General features: G+C 62.4%; 23 protein-coding genes. 13 read left to right on the top strand and 10 right to left on the bottom strand.

Annotation, left to right across the window (positions count from 1 at the left end; all coding sequences use genetic code 11):
* Positions 1–102: 102 nt before the first annotated feature.
* Positions 103–1,716 carry an ISL3 family transposase gene (locus LKE65_RS00220; protein WP_278739923.1) on the bottom strand — a complete coding sequence of 538 codons (1,614 nt, stop codon included), beginning with the start codon at positions 1,714–1,716 and terminating at the stop codon, positions 103–105.
* 180 nt (positions 1,717–1,896) lie between these two features.
* On the opposite strand from LKE65_RS00220, the gene LKE65_RS00215 reads away from it, so the two are divergent.
* On the top strand, positions 1,897–2,589 hold the full coding sequence (locus LKE65_RS00215; RefSeq protein ID WP_278739922.1) for an aspartate/glutamate racemase family protein: 693 nt from the start codon (positions 1,897–1,899) through the stop codon (positions 2,587–2,589).
* Positions 2,590–2,625: 36 nt separating this feature from the next.
* Here LKE65_RS00215 and LKE65_RS00210 read toward each other — a convergent pair whose 3' ends face one another.
* The 4 genes from LKE65_RS00210 to LKE65_RS00195 form a co-directional block, all read right to left on the bottom strand.
* Entirely contained in the window at positions 2,626–3,036 is a 411-nt protein-coding gene (locus tag LKE65_RS00210) for a gamma-glutamylcyclotransferase family protein (RefSeq protein ID WP_278739921.1), read from the bottom strand.
* 47 nt (positions 3,037–3,083) lie between these two features.
* Positions 3,084–3,626 (bottom strand): hypothetical protein, encoded by a 543-nt coding sequence (locus LKE65_RS00205; RefSeq protein WP_278739920.1) that lies wholly within the window; start codon positions 3,624–3,626, stop codon positions 3,084–3,086.
* 93 nt (positions 3,627–3,719) lie between these two features.
* Complete coding sequence (locus LKE65_RS00200) at positions 3,720–4,142, bottom strand: hypothetical protein (RefSeq protein ID WP_278739919.1); 423 nt, start codon at positions 4,140–4,142, stop codon at positions 3,720–3,722.
* A gap of 75 nt (positions 4,143–4,217) precedes the next feature.
* Positions 4,218–4,367, bottom strand: coding sequence for a hypothetical protein (locus LKE65_RS00195; RefSeq protein ID WP_278739918.1), 150 nt, complete (start codon positions 4,365–4,367; stop codon positions 4,218–4,220).
* Between the two features lie 173 nt (positions 4,368–4,540).
* Here LKE65_RS00195 and LKE65_RS00190 point away from each other — a divergent pair, with 173 nt between their 5' ends.
* The 12 genes from LKE65_RS00190 to LKE65_RS00135 all read left to right on the top strand — a co-directional run bounded on the left by LKE65_RS00190 (position 4,541) and on the right by LKE65_RS00135 (position 16,490).
* Positions 4,541–6,541 (top strand): conjugal transfer protein TraG, encoded by a 2,001-nt coding sequence (locus tag LKE65_RS00190; RefSeq protein ID WP_278739917.1) that lies wholly within the window; start codon positions 4,541–4,543, stop codon positions 6,539–6,541.
* A 7-nt stretch (positions 6,542–6,548) separates the two neighbouring features.
* Positions 6,549–6,980 (top strand): CopG family transcriptional regulator, encoded by a 432-nt coding sequence (locus LKE65_RS00185; protein WP_278741704.1) that lies wholly within the window; start codon positions 6,549–6,551, stop codon positions 6,978–6,980.
* A 148-nt stretch (positions 6,981–7,128) separates the two neighbouring features.
* Positions 7,129–8,106: a P-type conjugative transfer ATPase TrbB gene (trbB, locus tag LKE65_RS00180; RefSeq protein ID WP_278739916.1), complete on the top strand. Its 978-nt coding sequence runs from the start codon at positions 7,129–7,131 to the stop codon at positions 8,104–8,106.
* Entirely contained in the window at positions 8,103–8,435 is a 333-nt protein-coding gene (locus LKE65_RS00175; RefSeq protein ID WP_278739915.1) for a TrbC/VirB2 family protein, read from the top strand. The genes trbB and LKE65_RS00175 overlap by 4 nt, the downstream gene beginning before the upstream one ends.
* Positions 8,435–8,710: a VirB3 family type IV secretion system protein gene (locus LKE65_RS00170; RefSeq protein ID WP_278739914.1), complete on the top strand. Its 276-nt coding sequence runs from the start codon at positions 8,435–8,437 to the stop codon at positions 8,708–8,710. The genes LKE65_RS00175 and LKE65_RS00170 overlap by 1 nt, the downstream gene beginning before the upstream one ends.
* A 13-nt stretch (positions 8,711–8,723) precedes the next feature.
* Positions 8,724–11,162 carry a conjugal transfer protein TrbE gene (gene trbE / locus LKE65_RS00165; RefSeq protein WP_278739913.1) on the top strand — a complete coding sequence of 813 codons (2,439 nt, stop codon included), beginning with the start codon at positions 8,724–8,726 and terminating at the stop codon, positions 11,160–11,162.
* On the top strand, positions 11,159–11,932 hold the full coding sequence (gene trbJ / locus LKE65_RS00160; protein ID WP_278739911.1) for a P-type conjugative transfer protein TrbJ: 774 nt from the start codon (positions 11,159–11,161) through the stop codon (positions 11,930–11,932). The genes trbE and trbJ overlap by 4 nt, the downstream gene beginning before the upstream one ends.
* Before the next feature lie 5 nt (positions 11,933–11,937).
* Positions 11,938–13,389, top strand: coding sequence for a P-type conjugative transfer protein TrbL (gene trbL, locus LKE65_RS00155; RefSeq protein WP_278739908.1), 1,452 nt, complete (start codon positions 11,938–11,940; stop codon positions 13,387–13,389).
* Positions 13,390–13,394: 5 nt separating this feature from the next.
* Positions 13,395–14,078: a conjugal transfer protein TrbF gene (gene trbF, locus LKE65_RS00150; protein ID WP_278739907.1), complete on the top strand. Its 684-nt coding sequence runs from the start codon at positions 13,395–13,397 to the stop codon at positions 14,076–14,078.
* Positions 14,075–15,082, top strand: coding sequence for a P-type conjugative transfer protein TrbG (gene trbG / locus LKE65_RS00145; protein WP_278739906.1), 1,008 nt, complete (start codon positions 14,075–14,077; stop codon positions 15,080–15,082). Before trbF ends, trbG begins: the two co-directional genes overlap by 4 nt.
* Positions 15,079–16,260: a TrbI/VirB10 family protein gene (locus tag LKE65_RS00140; protein WP_278739905.1), complete on the top strand. Its 1,182-nt coding sequence runs from the start codon at positions 15,079–15,081 to the stop codon at positions 16,258–16,260. Before trbG ends, LKE65_RS00140 begins: the two co-directional genes overlap by 4 nt.
* The gene (locus LKE65_RS00135) at positions 16,257–16,490 is read left to right on the top strand and encodes a DUF2274 domain-containing protein (RefSeq protein ID WP_278739904.1); all 234 of its coding nucleotides are present in this window, start codon (positions 16,257–16,259) and stop codon (positions 16,488–16,490) included. The genes LKE65_RS00140 and LKE65_RS00135 overlap by 4 nt, the downstream gene beginning before the upstream one ends.
* 2 nt (positions 16,491–16,492) lie before the next feature.
* On the opposite strand, the gene LKE65_RS00130 is transcribed toward LKE65_RS00135, so the two are convergent.
* From LKE65_RS00130 to LKE65_RS00110, 5 genes are read right to left on the bottom strand one after another with little or no spacing between them, the layout of a single operon-like run.
* A complete protein-coding gene (locus LKE65_RS00130) occupies positions 16,493–17,407 on the bottom strand; it encodes a LysR family transcriptional regulator (RefSeq protein ID WP_278739903.1) in 915 nt (304 codons plus the stop codon).
* A 46-nt stretch (positions 17,408–17,453) separates the two neighbouring features.
* Positions 17,454–18,872, bottom strand: coding sequence for an efflux transporter outer membrane subunit (locus LKE65_RS00125; protein WP_278739902.1), 1,419 nt, complete (start codon positions 18,870–18,872; stop codon positions 17,454–17,456).
* The gene (locus tag LKE65_RS00120) at positions 18,869–20,410 is read right to left on the bottom strand and encodes an MFS transporter (protein ID WP_278739901.1); all 1,542 of its coding nucleotides are present in this window, start codon (positions 20,408–20,410) and stop codon (positions 18,869–18,871) included. The genes LKE65_RS00125 and LKE65_RS00120 overlap by 4 nt, the downstream gene beginning before the upstream one ends.
* An 8-nt stretch (positions 20,411–20,418) precedes the next feature.
* The gene (locus LKE65_RS00115) at positions 20,419–21,540 is read right to left on the bottom strand and encodes an HlyD family secretion protein (RefSeq protein WP_278739900.1); all 1,122 of its coding nucleotides are present in this window, start codon (positions 21,538–21,540) and stop codon (positions 20,419–20,421) included.
* Between the two features lie 12 nt (positions 21,541–21,552).
* Positions 21,553–21,936 carry a carboxymuconolactone decarboxylase family protein gene (locus tag LKE65_RS00110; RefSeq protein WP_278739899.1) on the bottom strand — a complete coding sequence of 128 codons (384 nt, stop codon included), beginning with the start codon at positions 21,934–21,936 and terminating at the stop codon, positions 21,553–21,555.
* Between the last annotated feature and the right edge of the window lie 68 nt (positions 21,937–22,004).

Raw genomic sequence — 22,004 nt, 5'->3', positions numbered from 1 at the left:
CGCCCGACTGTGCCTGAAATAGCATCTGGCTGGGTCAATTCCTGATGAAAAACCCGGGTCAGTTCTCGGTTCTTCCGCACTTTTCGTGATGATGTTTTTTGATTATGCGGGCTGAAGGACACGCGCCCTGAGGAGTTCGAAGCCTGCTCTTCCGAACATGGTTCGCTTGATCATTTTCAGTCGGCTGATCTGTCCTTCAACCGGGCTGGTTGTCCAAGGTGTGACAAGAGACGCTTCAATGGCAGCCGCATCCCGTTCAAGCGCGGGAATCAGACGTGACAGCAGCGTCGTCTTTCCTTCTTCCAGCAGAGCCTTCAGATCGCCTCCCGTGCAGGTGTCACCCCTTTTACAGAGCAGGGTCTGCATTTTCCTGAGCCAGCAGAGTGTGACGGCAAGGTGCGGTTCAGCTTCCAGAAGGGCAGGAACCAGCAGTCCCTCCTGTCCGGCAGATAACGGATCCTCTGCGAGGAGAAGCCGCGCAAGTCTGCGTCCCCGAGGTGCAACGACATGCGCGGAAGGAACGGGTTTCGCGGAACATCCCTGTCGCGTCGCCACCCATTTCCAGACGGTGCCATATTGTCCTGCAAAGCCCTGCTCCAGGAGTTCCCGCCATAGCTGACGACTATTGCGACATCCTTCGGACCATCTCTTTTCCAGGTGGGCTGCGTAAGGCACGAGTATGCTGCGTAGCGGAACCGTCCTTTTCCATGGTGGTGCATGGCCCCGCTGAAACCAGCGCCGCACGGTTTTTCTCTCTACCCCGATCGTTGTGGCGATAGCCTGAATGCTGTGTCCCTCTGCTTTCAGGGCAAGAGCTTCCTTGAAAAGAATATCACGTCGTTCCCCAGAGGCTGACCTGACGACCGCCTGCGCCTCTTCTGGATGCGCTCTGATTGTTTCAGATATTTTGCTTACTGCCGTTGATACGTTCAGCTGTCGTGTCAGGGTCCTCACTGTTGTCGTAAAACGGTCCAGAATGCTGACAAAAGCGTCTGACAGGTTCTTCAGCAGATGCCAGCGGTCTGTCACCTGAAGAGCGGATGGTGCGCCTCTGCGGCATCCGTCTGCATAAGCACCGGCACGGTCTCTGGCAATGATTTCAATACCGGGATGGACCTGCAGCCATCGGGCAAGGGTATCAGCGTCCCGATCTGGCAGGAGGTCAATGACATCATTTTTCTCAAGATCAACCACAATCGTTCCATAGTGATGTCCCCGCCGCCATGCCCAGTCATCCACCCCCACCACACGTGTACGGGCCATGCCTTTTGTGGTGTTCTGCGCACGTGAGAGAAGACGGCGGACAAGAGTATCGGCGCTGATGGGGCAACACAGGCGCACGGTCATTCGTGCTCCAGCGGAACCGCCCAGGGTATGGGCGATATAATAATGAAGATCGGCAAGACGTGTGGTCTGTCTGCCATGACGCACGGTTATCCCCTCAAGGGGCATGACAAACGTCCGACGTGGACAAAGCATCGTCTGGCAGAAAAAGCGCGGCACAGAAACGATCAGCGTGGCTGGACGGCCCTGCCATGGAAGATCCGCGAGTTTTCTCTGATAGAAACTGTGAATGCGTCGTGTCGGGCACTGACAGTCCGGACACACTGCACTCCGCTTTCGCAGACCGACTTCGATCTCCACTCTGTTGTCCAGTGCAACAACACGACGAACGACGAGGGAACGGGGAAGATCAAGAGACCGAAGGCGTGACACTGGGGAATATCCATGAAAGTGAACGACTTTCTGGATTTCCCAGTTCCGGAACCTAAGTACAAGATACCCATCACGAAAAGTGCGGAAGAACCCAGTTCTCAGTGAAAATCAACACATTTTGTTCAAGACCCGTCCCCTGGCTTCGATAGTAACGGTCACGGACAGGAAAGGGAGAAGAAAATGCGCGTTCTTGGTCTTCTGGGTGGAATGAGCTGGGAAAGCACAGCGATCTACTATCGGCTACTGAACGAAGGCGTTCGGGCGCGAAAAGGTGGTCTGCACTCGGCCCCCTTGCTGCTCTGGTCACCGGATTTCGCGCCGATCGCGGACCGCCAATGTGAGGATGACTGGTCGGCGCTGGCGGAACAATTAGGCCGGGCCGGTCAGCACTTGAAACGGTCAGGCGCTGAGGCGCTGCTGATCTGCAGCAACACCATGCACTGTCTTCATGAGGCCATCGAATTGGCGACCGGAGTCCCGACACTGCATATCGCGGACGCAACCGGTGAAGCGTTGCAACGCGCCGGGCGTAAACACCCCGCGCTTCTTGCGACCCGTTTCACCATGGAAGGCACGTTCTACGCGCAACGGCTGCGCGATCTGTTCGGTATCACGGCCATGATTCCCGATGAGGATGCGCGGAGCGGCATTCATCGCATTATCTACGAAGAACTTTGCCGTGGTGTCATACGCGACGAAAGCCGGGCGTATTATCGTGACGTCATCAAACAAATGAAAGCAGAAGGAGCCGACAGCGTCATTTTGGGATGCACGGAAATCACCATGCTGGTCACGCAGGATGATACCGATCTGCCCGTTTTTGATACCACGGCGCTTCACGCCGAGGCAGGCGTTTCCTGGATGCTGGCTTGAAAAGCGTAATGGTCGTTCGGATGCCTCGATCAGGTTTCATAGTCTGTCGATATAGTGGGAAGGTAGGCCGACTTTCCGTGCCGCCTCACGGAGTTTTTCGCGATATTCGTTGTTGGTGATGCCTCTTTCCGGAGGTATAGGCAGATTGAAACAAAGGGCTGCGATGCTTGTGCCATCGGAGAGGCGGGCCAGGACAGCCTCTGGCCGGTATGAGGCGACGCTTTCGTCGGCGTAAAGACGGTCGATATGGTTTTGAGTCAGGTCCATGACTATTCCATGCACTGAACCAGATATGTCAGGGACAAGAGTGGCGCGGCTTCCGACACAAAGCGCCATTCCCGCGACCTCAGCCGGTCGAGGGTTCGCAGGTTTAAATCCCTGCGTCCGCAGGACATCCGCGTCCATGAACAGGCCATAGAAGAAAATCGCAATGGGGCGTGAAGTCATCTCCGCTCTCATTTCAATTTTTGCTCGTTCCGAGTTTGGTGTCGCCATCAGCGGAACAACAGGACGTTGGTGTCCGGCCGGAACCGGAGCAGAAGATCCATATCGCGGCTGTTCATGGACACCAGGATGGTATTCTGCTCGCGGGCGCTCAGGAAGAGTAGGGTGTCATTGATCAGCTTCCGGCGCAGGCCCTCCTGGCAGCACGCTTCAGCTGACGTCAGCGTGCTCTTTGGCTTTGCAAGATACTGCGTTCGGGCCAGGATACCGGCGATCGCTCCCGCTTCGGCCCAGGTTTCCGCGCTGGGAGCCACGATATCCGTCCGGTCGATCGCATCCAGCATATCTAGGACGACCTGGCGGTTATGTGGCGTGGCGGGATGAGCCGGATCGAGGATACCGGCGCTGATGGCCAGTTCGCTGCATGCGACACCGCTATGCAGAATCCTCCGGCTGGCTACGAAGGCAGCCAGATCCGGAGCGAGCTTTCCCTGGAGGCGCCGCAGATAGAAATTCGTGTCGAGCATGACCGGCAGGTCCGGCGGCTGGGCCGCGATGTCGAATGGAAGCTTCGTGTCGGGTCGCCGTGCCATCGCCCGTGTATAGGCACCGGGGTCATGCCGTCGAACGATGTCGGCGGCGGTTTCGTTGCCGCGCGGTCCTGCTGGCGTCCTCACGATCGCGGCTTATACAGCGAGTTCAAAATCGTCCGTGACCATGTTCTGGCTTTCCATGAGCCAGGTCTTGAAGCGGTCGGGCGCTGCCGCCATCGTCAGGCTGGCGTTGATGACGTCGGCATCGTTCGTCAGTCCGAATCGCTTCCGGGCCGCGTCCATCACGCCGGGATCGACCCGCGTCGAAATCTTCTTCGAGCGGACGCCGGTAACGACGCCCTGGTGCGTCAGGAAGACAACGGCGCGTGCAACAGCCGGATCGCGCTCCATCAGGTTCGCGAACGCCTTGCTCCGGAACACCCGTGTCATGTCACTTTCCGCTGTCGGCTGGCTGGTTTTCCCACGCTGGCGAGCCGGGCGGGCAGCAGGGCCGATACTGGCCGGTGCAGCCACGCCGGGCTTTCTGCCATCTTGCTGTCGGCTCGTATGTGCCATCGGAATCTCCCTTGTGTCGGACGTTTCTATCATAAATGTCCGACACATGCACGCTTCAAGTAGAGACGACCCGTTTCAAAGCGTCGGAAATTCATCGCTCAGGAAGCCGCGTCGCGTGTGCAATGCGTTCAGCGCGTCGATCACGTGGTTGAGCTTCCGCTGTTCCTCCGTGCCTTGCTGATCAACGGCGTCGGCAGACCGGGGCGGGTTCTGCGGGCCAGTCATGGCGCGACTCCTTCCGAGGGAACTCACAAGCATGATGCGCGGGTTTGGCTGTAGCCCGCAACGCGCAAGTATTTCTTCGCTCCAGCCCGCTCCTGTACGACGGCCTCCAGTTCGCGCTTGCACGCTGGAAAACCTCGGTTCTTCGCTGTCTCCCATGACAAGGGGAGGGATCGATGGACCAGCCGGGAACACGCATCCAGTGGGGACAGGCGCTCGTGGTCCTGTCCATGATCGTGCTGTCCTGGTGGACGGCGACACAATGGACGGCCTGGGAACTGGCGTTCCAGCCGGAACTCGGCCGACCGTGGTTCACGATCCTGCATCGCTGGCCGGTCTATGCGCCGCCGCTGTTTTTCTGGTGGTGGTACGAGTTCGACGCCTACGCGCCGACGGTGTTCGCGCGCGGCGCCTGGATCGCGGGTTCCGGCGGTGTGCTGGCTTTTGCAGCGGCCGTGGCGCTGTCCCTTCATCGCGCGCGGGAGGCGAAGCGGGCCGCGACCTATGGCTCCGCCCGCTGGGCCGAAGACACGGAAATTCGTGCGGCGGGGCTGCTGGGCGAGGATGGCGTGATGCTGGGCAAATATCGCCGCAGCTATCTCCGGCATGATGGCCCCGAGCACGTCCTGATCTTCGCGCCGACGCGTACCGGCAAGGGGGTGGGTATGGTGATTCCCACACTCCTGACATGGCCGGGGTCCGCCATTATCCACGACATCAAGGGCGAAAACTGGCAGATCACCGCAGGTTTCCGTGCAACCTTTGGACGGGTGCTGCTGTTCGACCCCACCAATCCTGCCTCGTCGGCCTATAATCCGCTGCTGGAGGTACGGCGCGGGGCGTCAGAGGTCCGCGACGTGCAGAACATTGCCGACATTCTGGTCGATCCCGAGGGATCGCTGGAGCGGCGGAACCATTGGGAGAAAACCTCCCATGCCCTGCTGGTCGGCGCGATCCTGCACGTGCTGTATGCCGAGGACGACAAGACCCTCGCCGGGGTGGCGAAATTCCTCTCCGACCCGAAGCGGTCGATCGAGGCGACCCTGTCCGCCATGATGCGGACACCGCATCTCGGGAAAGCGGGGCCTCACCCCGTCGTGGCCTCCGCCGCGCGGGAGCTGCTGAACAAGTCCGACAACGAGCGTTCGGGCGTGCTGTCCACCGCCATGTCGTTTCTCGGCCTCTATCGCGATCCGGTGGTGGCCACAGTGACCAGTCGCTGCGAATGGCGGATCAGTGATCTGCTGGAGGGTGACCGGCCTGTTTCCCTGTATTTTGTCATCCCGCCGTCGGATATCAGCCGCACCAAGCCGCTGATCCGCCTGATCCTGAACCAGATCGGGCGGCGGCTGACGGAGGATCTGTCCGGTCGCGCGGGCCGGCGTCGCCTGCTGCTGATGCTCGACGAGTTTCCTGCCCTCGGCCGTCTGGATTTCTTCGAGAGCGCGCTGGCCTTCATGGCGGGCTACGGGATCAAGGCGTTCCTGATTGCCCAGAGCCTGAACCAGATCGATAAAGCCTACGGCCAGAACAACAGCATTCTCGATAATTGTCATGTCCGGGTCAGTTTCGCCACCAATGACGAGCGCACGGCGAAGCGCGTGTCCGACGGGCTGGGGGTGGCCACCGAGATCCGGTCGCAGAAAAACTATGCCGGACACCGGTTGTCGCCCTGGCTTGGGCATCTCATGGTGTCGCGTCAGGAAAGCGCGCGGCCTCTGATGACGGTGGGCGAAGTCATGCAGCTTCCGGCGCGGGATGAGGTCGTCATGGTGGCAGGCTGTCCGCCGATCCGAGCACGGAAGGCACGGTATTTCCGGGATCGCCGTTTTGTCGAGCGCATCATGCCGCCACCCGATCCGGCACAATTGCCACGGCTCATCAGGCCCGATGACTGGAGTGGTCGTCCATCTCCTGCCACCCCGTCACCGGAGGAGACGGCACCGTCAGCAGCGCCTGACCGGCCCGACGACGCCGATAGTGATGAATCCCTCGGCACGGGACTGAAATGGTCGCGCGAGTATGACCCGGCGGAGGTGGGCAAGAACAGGCAACGCACAGTTCCCGATCTGTTTGGGGAGGAACTACCACCGGATCCAGAAGCGCGGGACCGTGCCGACCTGACGCGGATTGCCCGGCAGGCTGGCCTCGACCGTGGCAATGACCTTGGGGTGTGAGGGTGTGATGAGAACATCCCCGAAGAAGGCGCGGCTGTCGGTCTATCTGGAACCGAAGCTGCTGGACGCCCTGACCGCCCATGCAGCACGGCGCGACTTGTCTTTGTCACTTGTGGCGGAAGCCGCCATCACATCCTTCCTGTCGCCTGATGCCGATGAGCGGCGGGAAGCGGCAATGAGCCGCAGGCTGGACCGTCTCGATCGGCAGGTTGCCCGCATGGAGCGGGATCTCGGGATCAGCCTTGAGACGCTGGCCCTGTTCATCCGCTACTGGATGACGGTCAGCCCGCCCTTGCCGGAACCGGCGGCTGCTGCCGCGCGGGCACAGGGAGCGGAACGGTATGAGGCGTTCGTCGCCGCCCTTGGGCGGCGACTCAGTCGGGGGCCATTTTTCCGGCAGGAAATTCCTGACGACATACAACCTGCGCCGGAATCATGAGGTCCGCAGTCAGCAAGTAAAAACCGCATCCGTTACGATCCTGTACGATCGCAGGAGAATGCTGTTGAAAACGGGAGAAAACAGCACTCTCTAATGATCCCCGTCGTCGTCCGGGCAGGCCGGATGACCCAGGCAGACGGGGGCTTCCATGGCGTTCACACCGATTGAAAGTGGCGCCCGACAGCGTGGAATTTCCATGCTGCGTACAGCGATGGGACCGGCGATCGCGGGGCATCTTGTCGACCCGGCGGTGGTCGAGGTCATGCTTAACCCCGACGGGCGGCTGTGGATTGACCGCCTGTCCGAAGGGTTATCCGATACGAGCGAAACCATCACGCCTGCCAATGCCGAACGCATCGTGCGGCTGGTCGCGCACCATGTCGGGGCGGAGGTGCATGACGCGGCACCGCGCGTCTCGGCCGAACTGCCGACCGGGGAGCGGTTCGAGGGTTTGCTCCCGCCCGTGGTGACAGCCCCGAGTTTCGCAATCCGTAAACCCGCTGTCGCCGTGTTCACGCTCGACGATTATGTCGCAGTCGGGACTATGACGGCATCGGAAGCGGCATTCCTGCGTAGCGCCGTTGCAGACAGGAAGAACATCCTGATCGCGGGCGGAACCTCGACCGGCAAGACCACGCTGGTCAACGCCCTTCTGGCCGAGGTCGCAAAAACCGACGACCGTGTTGTGCTGATCGAGGATACGCGCGAACTGCAATGCGCGGCCCCCAATCTCGTGTCGCTCCGCACAAAGGACGGCATCGTCACGCTGTCCGAACTGGTGCGCTCGGCCCTGCGCCTGAGGCCTGACCGTATTCCCATCGGCGAGGTGCGCGGCCCCGAGGCGCTCGACCTGCTCAAGGCGTGGGGCACGGGTCACCCCGGCGGCATTGGCACGCTTCATGCCGGCACCGCCATCGGTGCTCTGCATCGCATGGAGCAGCTCATTCAGGAGATCGTCGTCACGGTGCCGCGCGCGCTGATCGCGGAAACCATCGACGTGATCGCGGTCCTGTCCGGACGGGGTAACGCCCGCCGGCTGTCCGAACTCGCCACCGTGGACGGGCTCGATCCCGCCAGCGACGCCTATCGCATTCATTCAATTGAGACCGATGGAGATTTCCAATGAACCTCACGCTGTTCCGCGTGCGTCGGCACGCGCCTGTCCTTTCCGCCATACTGTTGCTGTCCATCGCATGGTGCTCCTCGGCTCTGGCTTCGGGTTCCGACATGCCGTGGGAGGAACCGCTTAACCAGATCCTGGAATCCGTGCAGGGACCGGTGGCGCGCATCGTGTCGGTGATCATCATCACCGTGACCGGCCTGACGTTGGCCTTCGGGGAAACCTCGGGCGGCTTCCGTCGCCTGATCCAGATCGTCTTTGGCCTGTCCATCGCTTTTGCGGCGTCCAGCTTCTTCCTGTCGTTCTTTTCATTCTCGGGCGGGGCGCTGATCTGATGGCGGGATATGACGATGATGCGGTGCCGGGCTTTCATGTCCCGGTGCATCGTTCCCTGACTGACCCGATCCTGCTGGGTGGTGCTCCCCGCACACTGGCGATTGCCAACGGCACGCTGGGGGCGGCGATTTCGCTGGGTTTGCGGCTCTGGCTGGTCGGCGCGCTGTTCTGGATCGTCGGGCATAGCCTCGCGGTCTGGGGCGCGAAGCGCGACCCGCTGTTTGTCGAGGTGGGACGGCGGCATCTTCGCTACCCCGCCTGGCTCCGGGCATAGGGAGGGCAGGGCAATGATGTCCCTTGGCGAATACCGCAATCGGAATTCCCTCCTGTCCGACTTCCTGCCCTGGGCGGCGCTGGTCGAAAAAGGTGTCGTGTTGAACAAGGACGGTTCCTTCCAGCGCACGGCAAAGATACGCGGTCCTGATCTGGACAGCGCGACGCCTGCCGAACTGGTGGGTGTGACGGGACGCCTGAACAATGCGCTCCGCCGTCTGGGTTCCGGCTGGGCGGTGTTCGTGGAGGCACAGCGTGTGCCGGCGACACTTTATCCCGAGAGCGATTTCCCCGATGCGGCCAGCCAGATGGTTGATCTGGAACGCCGGGAGCAGTTCGAGGATGAGGGCGCGCATTTCGAAAGCCGGTATTTCCTCACGTTGGTCTGGCTGCCCCCTGCGGAATCTTCAGGGCGAGCAGAACGGTTTCTCTATGAGGGCAGGGAACATGACGGTCCAGATCCGCACGGCATGCTCCATACGTTCGTGGACCGCACGGATCGGATGCTGGCCTTGCTGGACGGGTTCATGCCCGAGGCAGTCTGGCTCGATGACGGCGAGACGCTGACCTATCTGCATTCGACCATCTCCACCCGTAACCAGCACGTCAGAGTGCCGGAAATCCCCATGCATCTCGACGCCCTGCTGGTGGATCAGCCTCTGGCGGGTGGGCTGGAACCCAAACTGGGTGATGGGTTCCTGAAAACCCTGACCATTACCGGTTTTCCCAGCCGTACTTTTCCCGGAATCCTGGACGACCTGAACCGGCTGGCCATGCCCTACCGCTGGTCCACCCGTGCCGTCCTGCTCGACAAGACCGACGCCACGAAGGTGCTGACGAAGATCCGGCGACAGTGGTTCGCAAAACGCAAGAGCATTGCCGCCATTGTCCGGGAAGTGATGACGAACGAGGCGTCGGTTCTGGTTGACAACGATGCGGCCAACAAGGCGGCCGATGCCGACCTGGCCTTGCAGTCGCTCGGCGCCGATGATGTCGGGCAGGCGTACATTACAGCCACGGTCACGGTCTGGGACGGCAGCGCCAGTATCGCAACCGAGAAGCTGCGTCTGGTGGAAAAGATCATTCAGGGTCGCGATTTCACCTGCATGGCGGAAAGCCTCAATGCGGTGGAAGCCTGGCTCGGGAGCCTGCCGGGCCATGTTTATGCCAATGTCCGTCAGCCTCCGGTTTCGACCCTGAACCTTGCCCATATGATCCCGCTGTCAGCGGTGTGGGCGGGGCCGGAACGGGATGTGCATTTCAAGGCGCCGCCGCTGTTCTACGGCAAAACGGCGGGGGCGACGCCATTCCGGTTTTCCCTGCATGTCGGGGATGTCGGTCACACCCTGATCGCCGGCCCGACAGGGGCGGGTAAATCCGTGCTGTTGGCCCTGATGGCGTTGCAGTTCCGGCGCTATCAGGACGCGCAGGTTTTTGCTTTCGACTTCGGCGGGTCCATGCGTGCGGCAACGCTGGCGATGGGTGGGGACTGGCACGATCTGGGGGGAGGGCTGACGGACGAGGGCGATGGCGATGGGCATCCCGCCGTTTCCCTCCAGCCACTGGCGTGGATTGATGATCCCGACGAACGCAAATGGGCGAGCGAATGGCTGGGGCAGATCCTTCTCGGCGAGGGGGTGATGCTTACCCCGGACGTCAAAGCCCATCTCTGGTCGGCCCTGAATTCCCTTGCGTCCTCGCCCAGCCATGAACGCACGATCTCCGGTATTGTGGCGCTACTCCAGTCCAACGCGCTCAAGCAGGCATTGGCGCTTTACTGCCTGGGTGGCCCTTATGGCCGCCTGCTGGACGCGGATGCCGAGCGGTTCGGGGATGCCGATGTGGTGGTGTTCGAGACTGAAGGGCTGATCGGCTCAGGCGCGGCGTCTTCGGTTCTCGCCTTCCTGTTCCATCGGATCGAGAGCCGTCTGGACGGTCGTCCGACCCTGCTGGTCATCGACGAGGGCTGGCTGGTCCTGGATGATGGCGATTTCGCCGGACAACTCCGGGAATGGCTGAAAACCTTGCGCAAGAAGAACGCATCGGTGATTTTTGCCACTCAGTCCCTGTCGGACATCGCCAATTCTCCGATTGCGCCGGCCGTGGTCGAAAGTTGTCCGACCCGGATATTCCTCCCCAACGAACGGGCGATCGAGCCGCAGATCATGGCGCTCTATCGGGATTTCGGTCTGAATGACCGGCAGATCGCGATCATCGCGCGCGCGGCGTCCAAGCGGGAATATTACTGCCAGACCCAGAGGGGAAACCGCCTGTTCGAACTGGGCCTCGGTCCTGTGGCGCTGGCATTGTGCGCTGCGTCCGGCAAAGACGATCATCGACTGATCGATAGCGTGCTGACCAAGCACGGGCGGGATGGTTTCCTGCCTGCGTGGTTCGAGGCACGTGGTGTCATGTGGGCCGCCGATCTTCTGCGGGAAGGGGGCGCGCCATGATGGAAAAACTTTTCCGTATCCGGGCAAAAGATTTCCGCTCCGGATATGTCGTGGCCGTGGGAACGGCTCTGGTTTTTCTCGTGCCGGTCGTGCCTGCCTATGCGCAGTGGGCGGTCTATGACGGCGCGAACCACGTCGAGAACGTGCTGATCGCGGCGCGCACGCTCCAGCAGATCGACAACCAGATCACATCGCTGGCCAACCAGGCACAGATGCTGGTCAATCAGGGACGCAATCTGGCAAGCCTGCCGCTCTCGACACTCTCCACGTTGCAATCGACAATTTCCCAGACCACCGTACTGCTCGCGCAGGCGCAGAACATCGCTTACAGCGTCCAGTCGGTCGAGCAGCAATACCAGCAGGCTTACACGTCCGTTTCGTCCGGCATGTCCGACAGCGCCCTGTTCAGCCAGGCACAGACACGCTGGCAGAATTCCGTCGGCGGGTTCGAGGATGCGCTGAAATTGCAGGCCCGCGTGGTCGGAAACATCCCGAGCGACAGTTCTGCCATGACGCAACTGGTTTCGGCCAGCCAGAGTTCAACCGGGGCGTTGCAGGCCGCGCAGGCGGGCAATCAGCTTATGGCCCTGCAATCCCGGCAACTATCCGACATTCAGGCCGAACTGGCCGCCAACGGTCGCGCCACGGCCCTGCAACAGGCGCGTGATGCTGCGACGGAAGCGGAAAGTGACGCGCAGTATCAGCATTTTTCGCAGCATGACGTCTATGTGCCGGGCACGGTGTCCATGTTCGGCAGCGGCGGGGACTGACGGCCATGGCCACCAATGACGTGGGCGTTATCGACAATTTTCTGAATACCTTCACGACCACGATCGACAGCGGTTTCGGGCTCCTGAAAGGGAATGTGGTTTCGCTGGCGGGATCGCTGTCCGTGCTCGACATCGCGCTGGCCGGGCTGTTCTGGGCGTGGGCAGCGGATGAGGACATCATCCAGCGTCTGGTGAAGAAGACACTGTATATCGGGTTCTTCGCTTTCCTGATCAACAATTTCGACCATCTCGCGAAGGTGGTGTTCGACAGTTTCGCCGCCATGGGCCTGAAGGCGGGCGGCGGCAGTCTGACACTGTCGGATTTCCTCCGTCCCGGACGGCTGGCCGCGACCGGGTTCGATGCGGCGCAGCCGCTGCTGGAGTCCGTTCATAATCTTCTCGGTCCCGTCGCGTTTTTCAAAAACTTCATCCAGATCTTCGTGCTCTGCCTATCCTGGCTGATCGTGCTGGCGGCGTTCTTCATCCTGGCCGTGCAGCTTTTCGTGGCGCTGATCGAGTTCAAGCTGACCAGCCTCGCCGGTTTCGTGCTGATCCCGTTCGCGCTGTTCAACCGGACGGCCTTCCTGGCGGAGAAGGTGCTGGGCAATGTCGTCTCCTCGGGCGTGAAGGTGATGGTGCTGGCGGTGATCTCTGGCATCGCCTCGGTGCTCTTCCGGCAGTTCAACACCTCGTATGGCGATGTCGTGCCGACCATCGGCCAGGCGGTCTCTGTCGTGCTGGCCTCGGTATCGATCGTGGGCCTGTCCATTTACGGCGGCAGCATCGCCAACGGCCTGATCTCCGGCACGCCCCAGCTTGGGGCGGGTGCGGCTGTTGGCACGGGTATGGCGGTCGGCGCCATGGGCGCTGCTGCCGTGGCCGCACCCGCTGCGATCGCATCCGGCGCTGGTGCCGCCCTCGGGGCGACGGCTGCTGCCGCACGGGGAGGGGCTGCGATCGCGGGGGCCGCCACGACGGCCTACAGCGCCGGAGCGGCGGGAGCAGGCGGGGCCGGAAGTCTGGCGGCCGGGATCGGCGGCATGGGCCGGGCGGCCGGTGGTGCTGCGGTGAACGCCGTGAAGGGCAGGGCCAGCGCGGCAGCCTCCTCATTGAAGGAAAGCTACGCCGCCGGTGGCCGCTGGGCCGCGCGTGGAATGGGTGGGGGCGGAAACGACGCTGGCGGCGCGGGTGGTGGGAATGGCGGTGGCGGAAGCAGCGGTGGTTCCGGCACGGGGCCAGGTGGCGGGGGCAATCCCGGCGCCGGTGGTCCGGCCGGTAGCGGTCCTTCGGGAGGTGGCGATGGCTCCGGCTCCCCGCCCGACGGCAAGCCGCCCCGGTGGGCACGGAGCATGAAGCGCCGCAATGCCGCGACCCATGCCGCCGAGGCTGCCCATATCATCCGTTCTGCCGATGGCGGCGGCGGAAGTTCCAGCATTGATCTCTCGGAAAAGGAATGAGGACGATGTTCCGTCGCTCCACCTCACGCTACGGGATCACGCCCGAACCGGTCACGCCCTATCAGAAAGCCGCGCAGGCGTGGGATGAACGGATCGGATCGGCCCGCGTGCAGGCCCGTAACTGGCGGCTGATGGCCTTTGGCTCCCTGTTCCTGTCCGCCGGTCTCGGGGCCGGGCTGGTCTGGCAGTCTGCGCGCGGCACCGTCGCGCCATGGGTGGTGCAGGTCGATCGGCTGGGTCAGGCGCAGGTCGTGGTTCCCGCAACGGCGGGCTACACACCGACCGATCCGCAGATTGCCTGGTATCTGGCGCAGTTTATCGGCGATGTTCGTGGCCTGTCATCGGATGCCGTGGTGGTTCGCCATAACTGGCTGCGCGCCTACGATTTCACTACTATTTCGGGGGCGCAGGCTCTCAACGATTATGCGCGCCTGAATGATCCGTTTTCGCGGATCGGCCGTGAGCAGGTCGAGGTGGACATCGCCTCGGTCATCCGGGCTTCTCCATCCAGTTTCCGTGTCGCCTGGACCGAGCGCCATTACCGTGACGGCGCGTTCACCGGCACCGAGCGCTGGACCGCCATCGTGTCGGTCGTGCTGCGCACGCCGCGCGACGCGGATCATCTGCGGAAAAACCCGCTCGGAATCTACGTCTCCGCCATCAACTGGTCGAAGGAACTCGGACAATGATCCGCATGGTCATGCGCGCCGTTCCACTGGCGCTGCTCACCCTGTCCGCCTGCGCGGGGCAGTATCATCCGCCTGTCATCCGTTACGATGACGCTGTTCAGGCCGTGCGCCTGCCGGACCCGCCGAAGCCTGTGCAGGTCGTGGAGGTGCCAACGCCGCTTCCTCTGCCGGGGCAGCTCAAGCCGTTGCCATCCCGCAGATCGACGGCGCGACGCATCGTAACCGAAGCCCCTGACCCGACGGTCCGGGTGACGCAGGCCAATCTGGCGGCGCGCATCCAGCCCACGCGGGCCGGTTACGTGAATGCGGTGCAGATTTACCCCTACAGCGCTGGGGCGCTCTATCAGGTCTATGCGTCTCCCGGGGAAATCACCGACATCATGCTCCAGCCTGGCGAGAAGCTGGTCGGAACCGGTCCCGTGGCGGCAGGTGACACGGTGCGGTGGATCATTGGGGACACGTCGAGCGGGACGGCGGCCACGAAGCGCGTGCATATCCTGGTTAAACCCACGCGTCCGGATCTGACCACCAACCTGATCGTCAACACGGACCGGCGGACCTATCTCGCCGAACTGCGCTCCACACCGGCTACCTACATGGCATCGGTGTCATGGGATTATCCCGAGGATGACCTGATCGCACTGCATCGGCAGGATAGTGCGGCTGATGACGAAGCGTCCATTGAAACGGGCCTCAATCTCGACGCCCTGAATTTCCGTTATGCCATTCAGCCGGTCAAAGGCGGGACACCACCCTGGCTGCCCAGTCGCGCCTTCGATGACGGCCACAAGGTCTATATCGCCTTTCCATCGGGGATCGGGCAGGGCGAACTGCCGCCGCTCTTTGTCCTGGGGGCGGATGGTGGCCCGGAACTGGTCAATTACCGGGTCCGGCAGAACTGGATGATCGTCGACCGCCTGTTCGCCGCCGCCGAATTGCGCCTGGGTGACAAACACTCCGAGCAGCGTGTGCGGATCGTGCGCACCGATGGACGGCGGACATGACCGGGCAGGCCCCGACAGCGGGAAGCCCTGCAGGTGCTGCGCTAGCGTCACCACCACCCGATCTGCGTCTGAGGGCTGATCGGCCGCGCGTGGTCCGTCTGTCGCGCACCGTGGTCTGGTCGCTGGGCGGGGTCGGCATGGTCGCGGTGGCCTTCGCGCTGGGCTATGCCCTTCAGGCCAGCCATCGGCCACCATCGCCGCCTGCCGCGCAGGACACTGATGTCCGTCCCTCGGCCGACGGGCTGGCCGGACTGCCGTCCGATTATGTCGGAAGCGGCGTGCCGAAGCTGGGGTCGCCGCTGCCCGGTGATCTGGGCAAGCCGATCCTCAACGCGCAGCGGCAGGGCCGTGCGGGGCCGGTTCCTGGCATGGGGGATCGTCGCGGCGACCAGGAGATCGAGGCCGCGCGGACTAGCCGACTTTTCGCGCAGGTTGAGGTGCGGGAGGGGCAGAGTGCGCAAGCGGTGCCGGTGATGGCGACCGCTCCCGGAGCGCAGGCATCATCGGCAGGAACCGACCAGCAGGCTGGCAATCGCGCCTTTCTGGCCGGCCAACCCGATCGTGCGACGGTCAGCCCGGACCGGATTATGTCGCCAGCGTCTCCCTATATTCTTCAGGCGGGCACTGTCATCGCTGGTGCGCTGAACACCAAAATCAGCTCCGACCTGTTAGGCCAGATCACCGGCCACGTCACCCAGAACGTCTATGACAGCCCGACCGGGCGGTATCTTCTGATCCCGCAGGGCAGCACCCTGTTCGGGGCCTATAACAGCAGCGTCTCCTTCGGGCAGCAGCGCACCCAGATCATCTGGACCCGCCTGATCTACCCGAACGGCGGCAGCTTCGTGCTGGAAAAACTGCCTGGTGGCGATGCCATCGGGCAGTCCGGCCTGTCCGACGAGGTCAATAACCATTGGGGGCAACTGTTCCGCGCAGCCCTCGTCACGACCCTGCTCAGCGTGGGCTCCGAAGCGGGCACGTCATGGAACGAGAACAGTCTGATGCAGGCCATCCGTAGCGGTGCATCTAACGGATTTTCCATGGTCGGCAATCGTTTGATCGACCGCAGCCTGAATGTTCAGCCCACCCTGACCGACCGGCCGGGGCTGCCATTCACAGTCCTGGTCGGGCACGATCTGCTGCTCAAGCCCTATCGGGATCAGGGAGATACACGATGACGGACCTGAAAATCAGGGAACTTCCCGACGAGAAACCGGTCAGAATGACCGTGGGGTTACCTCCCGATATCCATCGCGACCTGCTTGCCTACGCAGCACTTCTTTCCGGTAGCGGCGAGGCAATGGATCCAGCCCGGCTTGTCGCACCCATGCTCCGGCAGTTCATGATGTCGGACAAAGGATTTGCCAGGGCACGACGGCAGGCAAAAGCAGCGTCATCGGGAAAATAGGCTCACTTTCGATGAGATTCGAGATACCGGGCAAAGGTTTGGGCACAGGGATTTTCATTGTCGGGCCGCCAGGCAATGCCGAATTCCAGATGGGAGGAACCGTCCGTATCCCGGATTTCCATGATCGCGACGTCGTGGCCATGCTGATCGCGGATCAACGGCAGCCACGAGGCAGGAAGCAGGGCGATGCCTTCGCGGCTCTGGACGAGTGCGATGACCCGGTTGCTGCCGATATCATGACGGCGGATTCTGGGATGGATATCGGTTTCACCGAGTTTTCGCCGGATAAGTTCCTTGAAATCCTGACCGGCATTATCACGTCCGATCAGGAATGTTTCATGACGTAGATCTTGCCATGAGATTTCCCGGCGTGTCGCCAGAGGGTGATCAGCGGAGAGTGCCGCCACGATGCGGTCGCTCCAAAGGGGCGTGACCCGCAGGGCTGGCGCCAGATTGCGACGCGTGACGACGGCGAAATCGATCTGTCCGCGCAGAAGTCGACGCAGTAGTCTTTTGCCTGTGCCTTCGGAGTAAAGAAAAATGATATCGGGATGTGTGGTGCGGAACCCCGCAGTGAAGGTCGAGAACTTTCCTGGCAGGACACAGGTCTGGATGCCGACGGAGATCTGGCCGTTCTCGCCCTTGCCCGTCCGCCGAGCGCGAGCGTTCATGCCGGCCACGTTGTCCAGGATCGTCTGGCTCCAGTGGATGAACTCCCGACCGAACGTCGTTGGCGTGACACCAGCGGGGGAGCGGAGAAACAACGTGACATTCAGTCGTTCTTCAAGGTTGTGCAGGGAGCGGCTGACGGCCGACTGGCGGGTGTTCAGGAAACGTGCCGCGCCGTGGATACTGCCGTGCTGCGCGATTGCTCGCACGCACAGCAGTTGCCACAGATCGAAGGGCGGGCGTTTCATCAGCGTTTTACTTCAGATGGTGCGAGGTGGCTGTGGTGATTTGCCATCATCGGCCGCCCCTCGAAAGAACGGGACGCCAGCCTCCGCCCAGCGCTTTATAAAGTGCGATGCTTGCAAGCGCTGTTTCTTGCCGGGTCGCAAAAGCCTGATCGTTGATTCTGTCCACTGTGCTGTCTTGAACAAGAACCAACGACAGGGCAGTTTCCCCAGCGTGGAATTGCCGTTGTGCATGTGCGCGTTTTTCCTGGGCTGCACGTAGTTCAACATTTACGGACGACACCCGGCTTTCGGTATCGGCCACTGTGGCGAGCCGGTCCTCCACATCGCGTAGCGCGTTAAGCACAGTCTGTTGGTATCCAAGCCATGCCGCATCACGTTGGAGGCGCGCCGCGTCGATCTGCGCTGTGCGTCGGCCACCGGCATAGATTGTCTCTCCAGCCGTGACACCGAGCTGCCACAGAAGGCTGGCGGTGGTGAACGCCTGATGCAACGTGCTGGTGGTCACTCCGAAATCCAGCGGGATTGCGACTCTTGGGTAGAGGGAGGCGACGGCGACCCCGATCTCTGCATTGTCCCGCGCATAGCGGAATGTCGCGCTCTGGATATCCGGCCTGCGTGTCAGCACCTCGGAGGGAAGTGATGGTGGCCGCGCTGGTGGCATGGGGACGGAGAAGTCGACGCGCGGCGTCAGTCGCATGGTTTCCGGCGTCGTCGCGGTCAGGATCGCAAGGGCATCTTTCATATGCGCGCCCTGCGCGATGAGGGGCGGGACAGTTTGTTGCGCAGCCGCGAGGTCCGCCTCAGCCTGGTCGACATCGGCGCGGGCGCGCGCACCGGCGGTCCACTCATGTGTCACGAGATCGCGCTGCCGCGTGGCCAGGAACACACGATGCTCCGCGACCCGCACCCGCGCCTCGATCGCGCACCAGGTCACATAATCCGCGCCGACTTCTGCCAGAAGCCGCAGGCGTAGCCCGTTGCGTTCGGCCGCCATTTCGGCCGCTGACGCTCGAGCGGCTTCCGTGCGGCGTCGCGTCATGCCGAACAGGTCCAGCTCCCACGAACCGTCGAACCCAAGAGACCAGTACCGGTAATTGCCGGCACTCGCTCTGGGGGGCCACTGGATGGTCTGCGACTGGCGTCGGTTCTCTGCGATACCGCCAAGGCCAATGACGGGCGACGAGGCCGCCGCTTCGATTCTGATCTGCTCACGCGCGGCCTCGACATGTTTTTCTGCGGCAGCAAGGTCATTGTTGCGTGTCAGCGCGTCGTGGATGAGCCGGCTCAACTGTGGATCGTTGAATCCAGCCCACCAGATTTCATCCGGAACCAGCCTGCTTGAAGTGCCAGGCTGACCCGCCCATTGTGGTGGCGCATCGGTATGGGGCTGGATATACCTTGGACCCACGGTACAGCCTGTCACTGCGATGAGCGCCAGGACCGAAACCGTGTGTCTCGTTCTCATGGCTGCTCTCCCGGTCGATCAGCGCCAACTGGTGGCATGCAGGCAGCAATGATGCAGGTTACACCCAGCATGAGCGCCAGATCGGCCAGCAGCGTCGAAAAGCCAATGACGACCGACTGGTGCCGTACCAGCGTGCCGAAGACCGACCGGGCGCGGTGATCCAGCAGGGTCGGATCGGGTGTTATCCTGGGTAAGGCACCAGCCCCGTTCCACGCTGCAACCATGCGATGATGTGGCTGAAACCCGGTACTGGTAAGCAGTTCACCGTAGCGTCCCTCGGCTCGCAGCCGTAGCCCGGTTGCCGCCCACGCCGTTGCCACCGTGCCGGCGAGGCTGCGCGCGACATTGAAGATGGCGGCTGCGTAAAGCCCTTCGCTCGGCACCACGTCGCCTACGAAAAGCATCAGCAATGGCAGGAGGATCCAAGGCAGGCCGATCCCCTGCAGGATTTGTCCCGCGAGGAAATTGCCGGAAATCCAGTCGCTCGTGACGTTCAGGTCGAGCAGGCAGGCCAGTGCGTTCAGGCCGAAACCCATAACAAGGAAGGTTCGGGCTTCCATCCATCCATAGCGCAACGCCATGACGCAGACGGGGTAAGCGAGGGCCTGCGGCCAGAACACCGCGTCGAGCGTGGGAGCGATCTGCTCCGGCCGGTAAGCGGGGATATCGGCGAGGAAGGCGGGGACCAGACTGCCCGAAAGGACTGACGCGAACTGATAGGGAATGGCGATGAGCGCACCGAGCAGGGCATTGCGGCGGGTCAGCAATCGCGTCATCAGGATTGGATGGACCACCCGGCGTCCACCCAACGTCAGAACGCCGATAAGCAGCACGATGCCCATGACGACAGCGAACAGGGTGAGCGGTGTCTCCGACCAGTGCAGCCGGTTTCCCTGACTGATGCCGCCGCCGAGCAGAATGGCGCCCAGCGAAAAGGCGAAGACCACGGGCAGATCGGCGCGAACAAACAACAGCCAGCGGACCCGTTCGCGCCACAGGCCGAGATATCCGCAGACGAATGCGATAAGCCCCAACGGTACCGCGATCCAGAAGATCGCCGGCGTGCCCCAGCGATCGACCAGCCAGGCATCCAGAGGGGCCGCAGCCTGGGGTGCCATCGTCGCTGCCGAGGAATAGAGCGCAATGGCCAGCGCGCGCCATACCGGGGGAAAGGTTCGCAACTCGGTGATGATGGCGAGTGGTACGATGATCCCGGCAGCGAAACCCATACCCGAGCGTGCCAGGATCATCATTGTCAGGTCATGCGTTACAGCCGCGATGACGGAGACGATCATGAACAGCATGATCGCAGGCAGCATGACTCGGCGCAGGGAGAAGATGACGGCCAGCCAGCATCCAAGAGCGACACCGACCGGCTCGAATGCCAGGTAGCTCGCGGCGAGCCATGAACCCTCATCCGGACCGATCCCCAGCACGCCCTCGATATCGGGAAGGGAGAGCGCGAAGAACCGCGTCGTCATCATGGCCATCCAGGCTGCGCAGACACCGCAGGTTCCCGTGAGGATCCGTCCTCGCATCTCGGGTATTATCGGTCGCCTCCGGCATCGGTCTGCACCGAGACGAGTGACGACATGCCAGGCCGCAGGAGGCGGACGCTTTCCTGACCTGGCTCAAGGACGATCTTGACCGGGAAGCGTTGGACGATATGGGTGAAGTTGCCGGTGGCGTTGTCGGGCGGCAACAGGGCTGTTTCCGCGCCCGACACTGGCCCGATGCTGTCCACATGGCCCCGAAGGATACGGCCGGGAAAAGCATCGATTGCGATTGATGTGGTCTGGCCGACCTGCATGTGCGTCAGCTGCACCTCGCGGAAATTCGCGACGATCCAGACATCCGGGAGTGGCGCTACCCGTGCGACCTGGGTGCCGATACCGACATATTCGCCGGGATAGACCATCCGCGCGGTTACCTGGCCGGAGACAGGGCTGGTAATCCGCGTGTAGCCGAGGTCAATCGTGGCGAGATCGCGCGAAGCCCTCGTTGCCTCGACGGCCTCTCGCGCCTGTCCGAGCCTGGCTTGCAGGACATCCTGCATCCGCCGTGCGGCATCCAGAAGAGCCGCGTCGCGATCCCGTGCCGCCGTCAGTCGGGCCAGATCGGCGTCCGCGACCTCAAGGTCGCGATGGGACGTGCTGCCATCGGTGATAAGGTCATGCTGTCGCCGTCGTTCCAGGCGTCGTTGCGTGACATCGGCTTCGGCCATGCGCAACGTCGCGGCTGCTGCTGCGACCTGCGACGTCTCCAGGACGATTTGCCGCTGAACGACCTCCAGCGCCGCGCCGGCCTCACGGAACGTGGCCTCTTTCTCCGCCAGGCGGGCACGATAATCATCGTCCCGGATCGCGATCAGCGTCTGCCCGATGGAAACTCGTGCGTTGTCGGCAACCGGAGCCTGAGTAATGTATCCGGCAACGTGAGCGGAGAGTACGACCGTATCCGCATGGACGAAGGCGTCGTCGGTGCTTTCGCAGCGCAGACAGGTTGTTATGGCATCGCCATGCAGAAGCATCCGGGTGGTGAGGATCGCACCGGATGCAACGAGGATCAGGCCCAGTGCCATGATCCGACCCCATCCGGCAGGCATGATGAGCTTCATCAGCCTGAACGGAAGCAGTCGTACGAAATGTGTGTCACGGATGCCGGGCAAGCGGACCTGGGCCTATTCTTCCGGCGTTTCGGCGAAAACCTCACCTGCGATCTGCAATGCGGCCAGCGCGGCGGGAACGCCGGCGATGATTCCCGTCTGCACGCAGATATCGGCGATTGCCCTGCGCGTCAGGCCGGCGCGCAGGGCCGACCCGATGCGCAGACGCAGCACACCCGCCGCCGTGGCGCCGCGTGCGGTGCAGGCGGCGATCATCACCGCTTCGCGCAGCCGGGCATCCAGCCGGGTCTGGCCATAGACATCGGCGAATTCCCACTCCATGACGAAGCGGCCCATTTCGGGGGCCGTCGTTGCAAGTGAGTCCAGAAAGGCGGAGGCCGGCACGCCGGTGATCTCCTCGAAGGCGCGCTTGCCTTCTGTGAAGCGTTCGTCTGCCATGTGATCTGTCTCCGATGATCGTTGGGTCGGCTGGAAGTCTGTCATCGCGGCGCTTTACTATAATGACC

The organism is Acetobacter fabarum, from assembly GCF_022483405.1.
Classification (GTDB): domain Bacteria; phylum Pseudomonadota; class Alphaproteobacteria; order Acetobacterales; family Acetobacteraceae; genus Acetobacter; species Acetobacter fabarum.
This window is presented reverse-complemented; position numbering and strand designations above follow the sequence as displayed.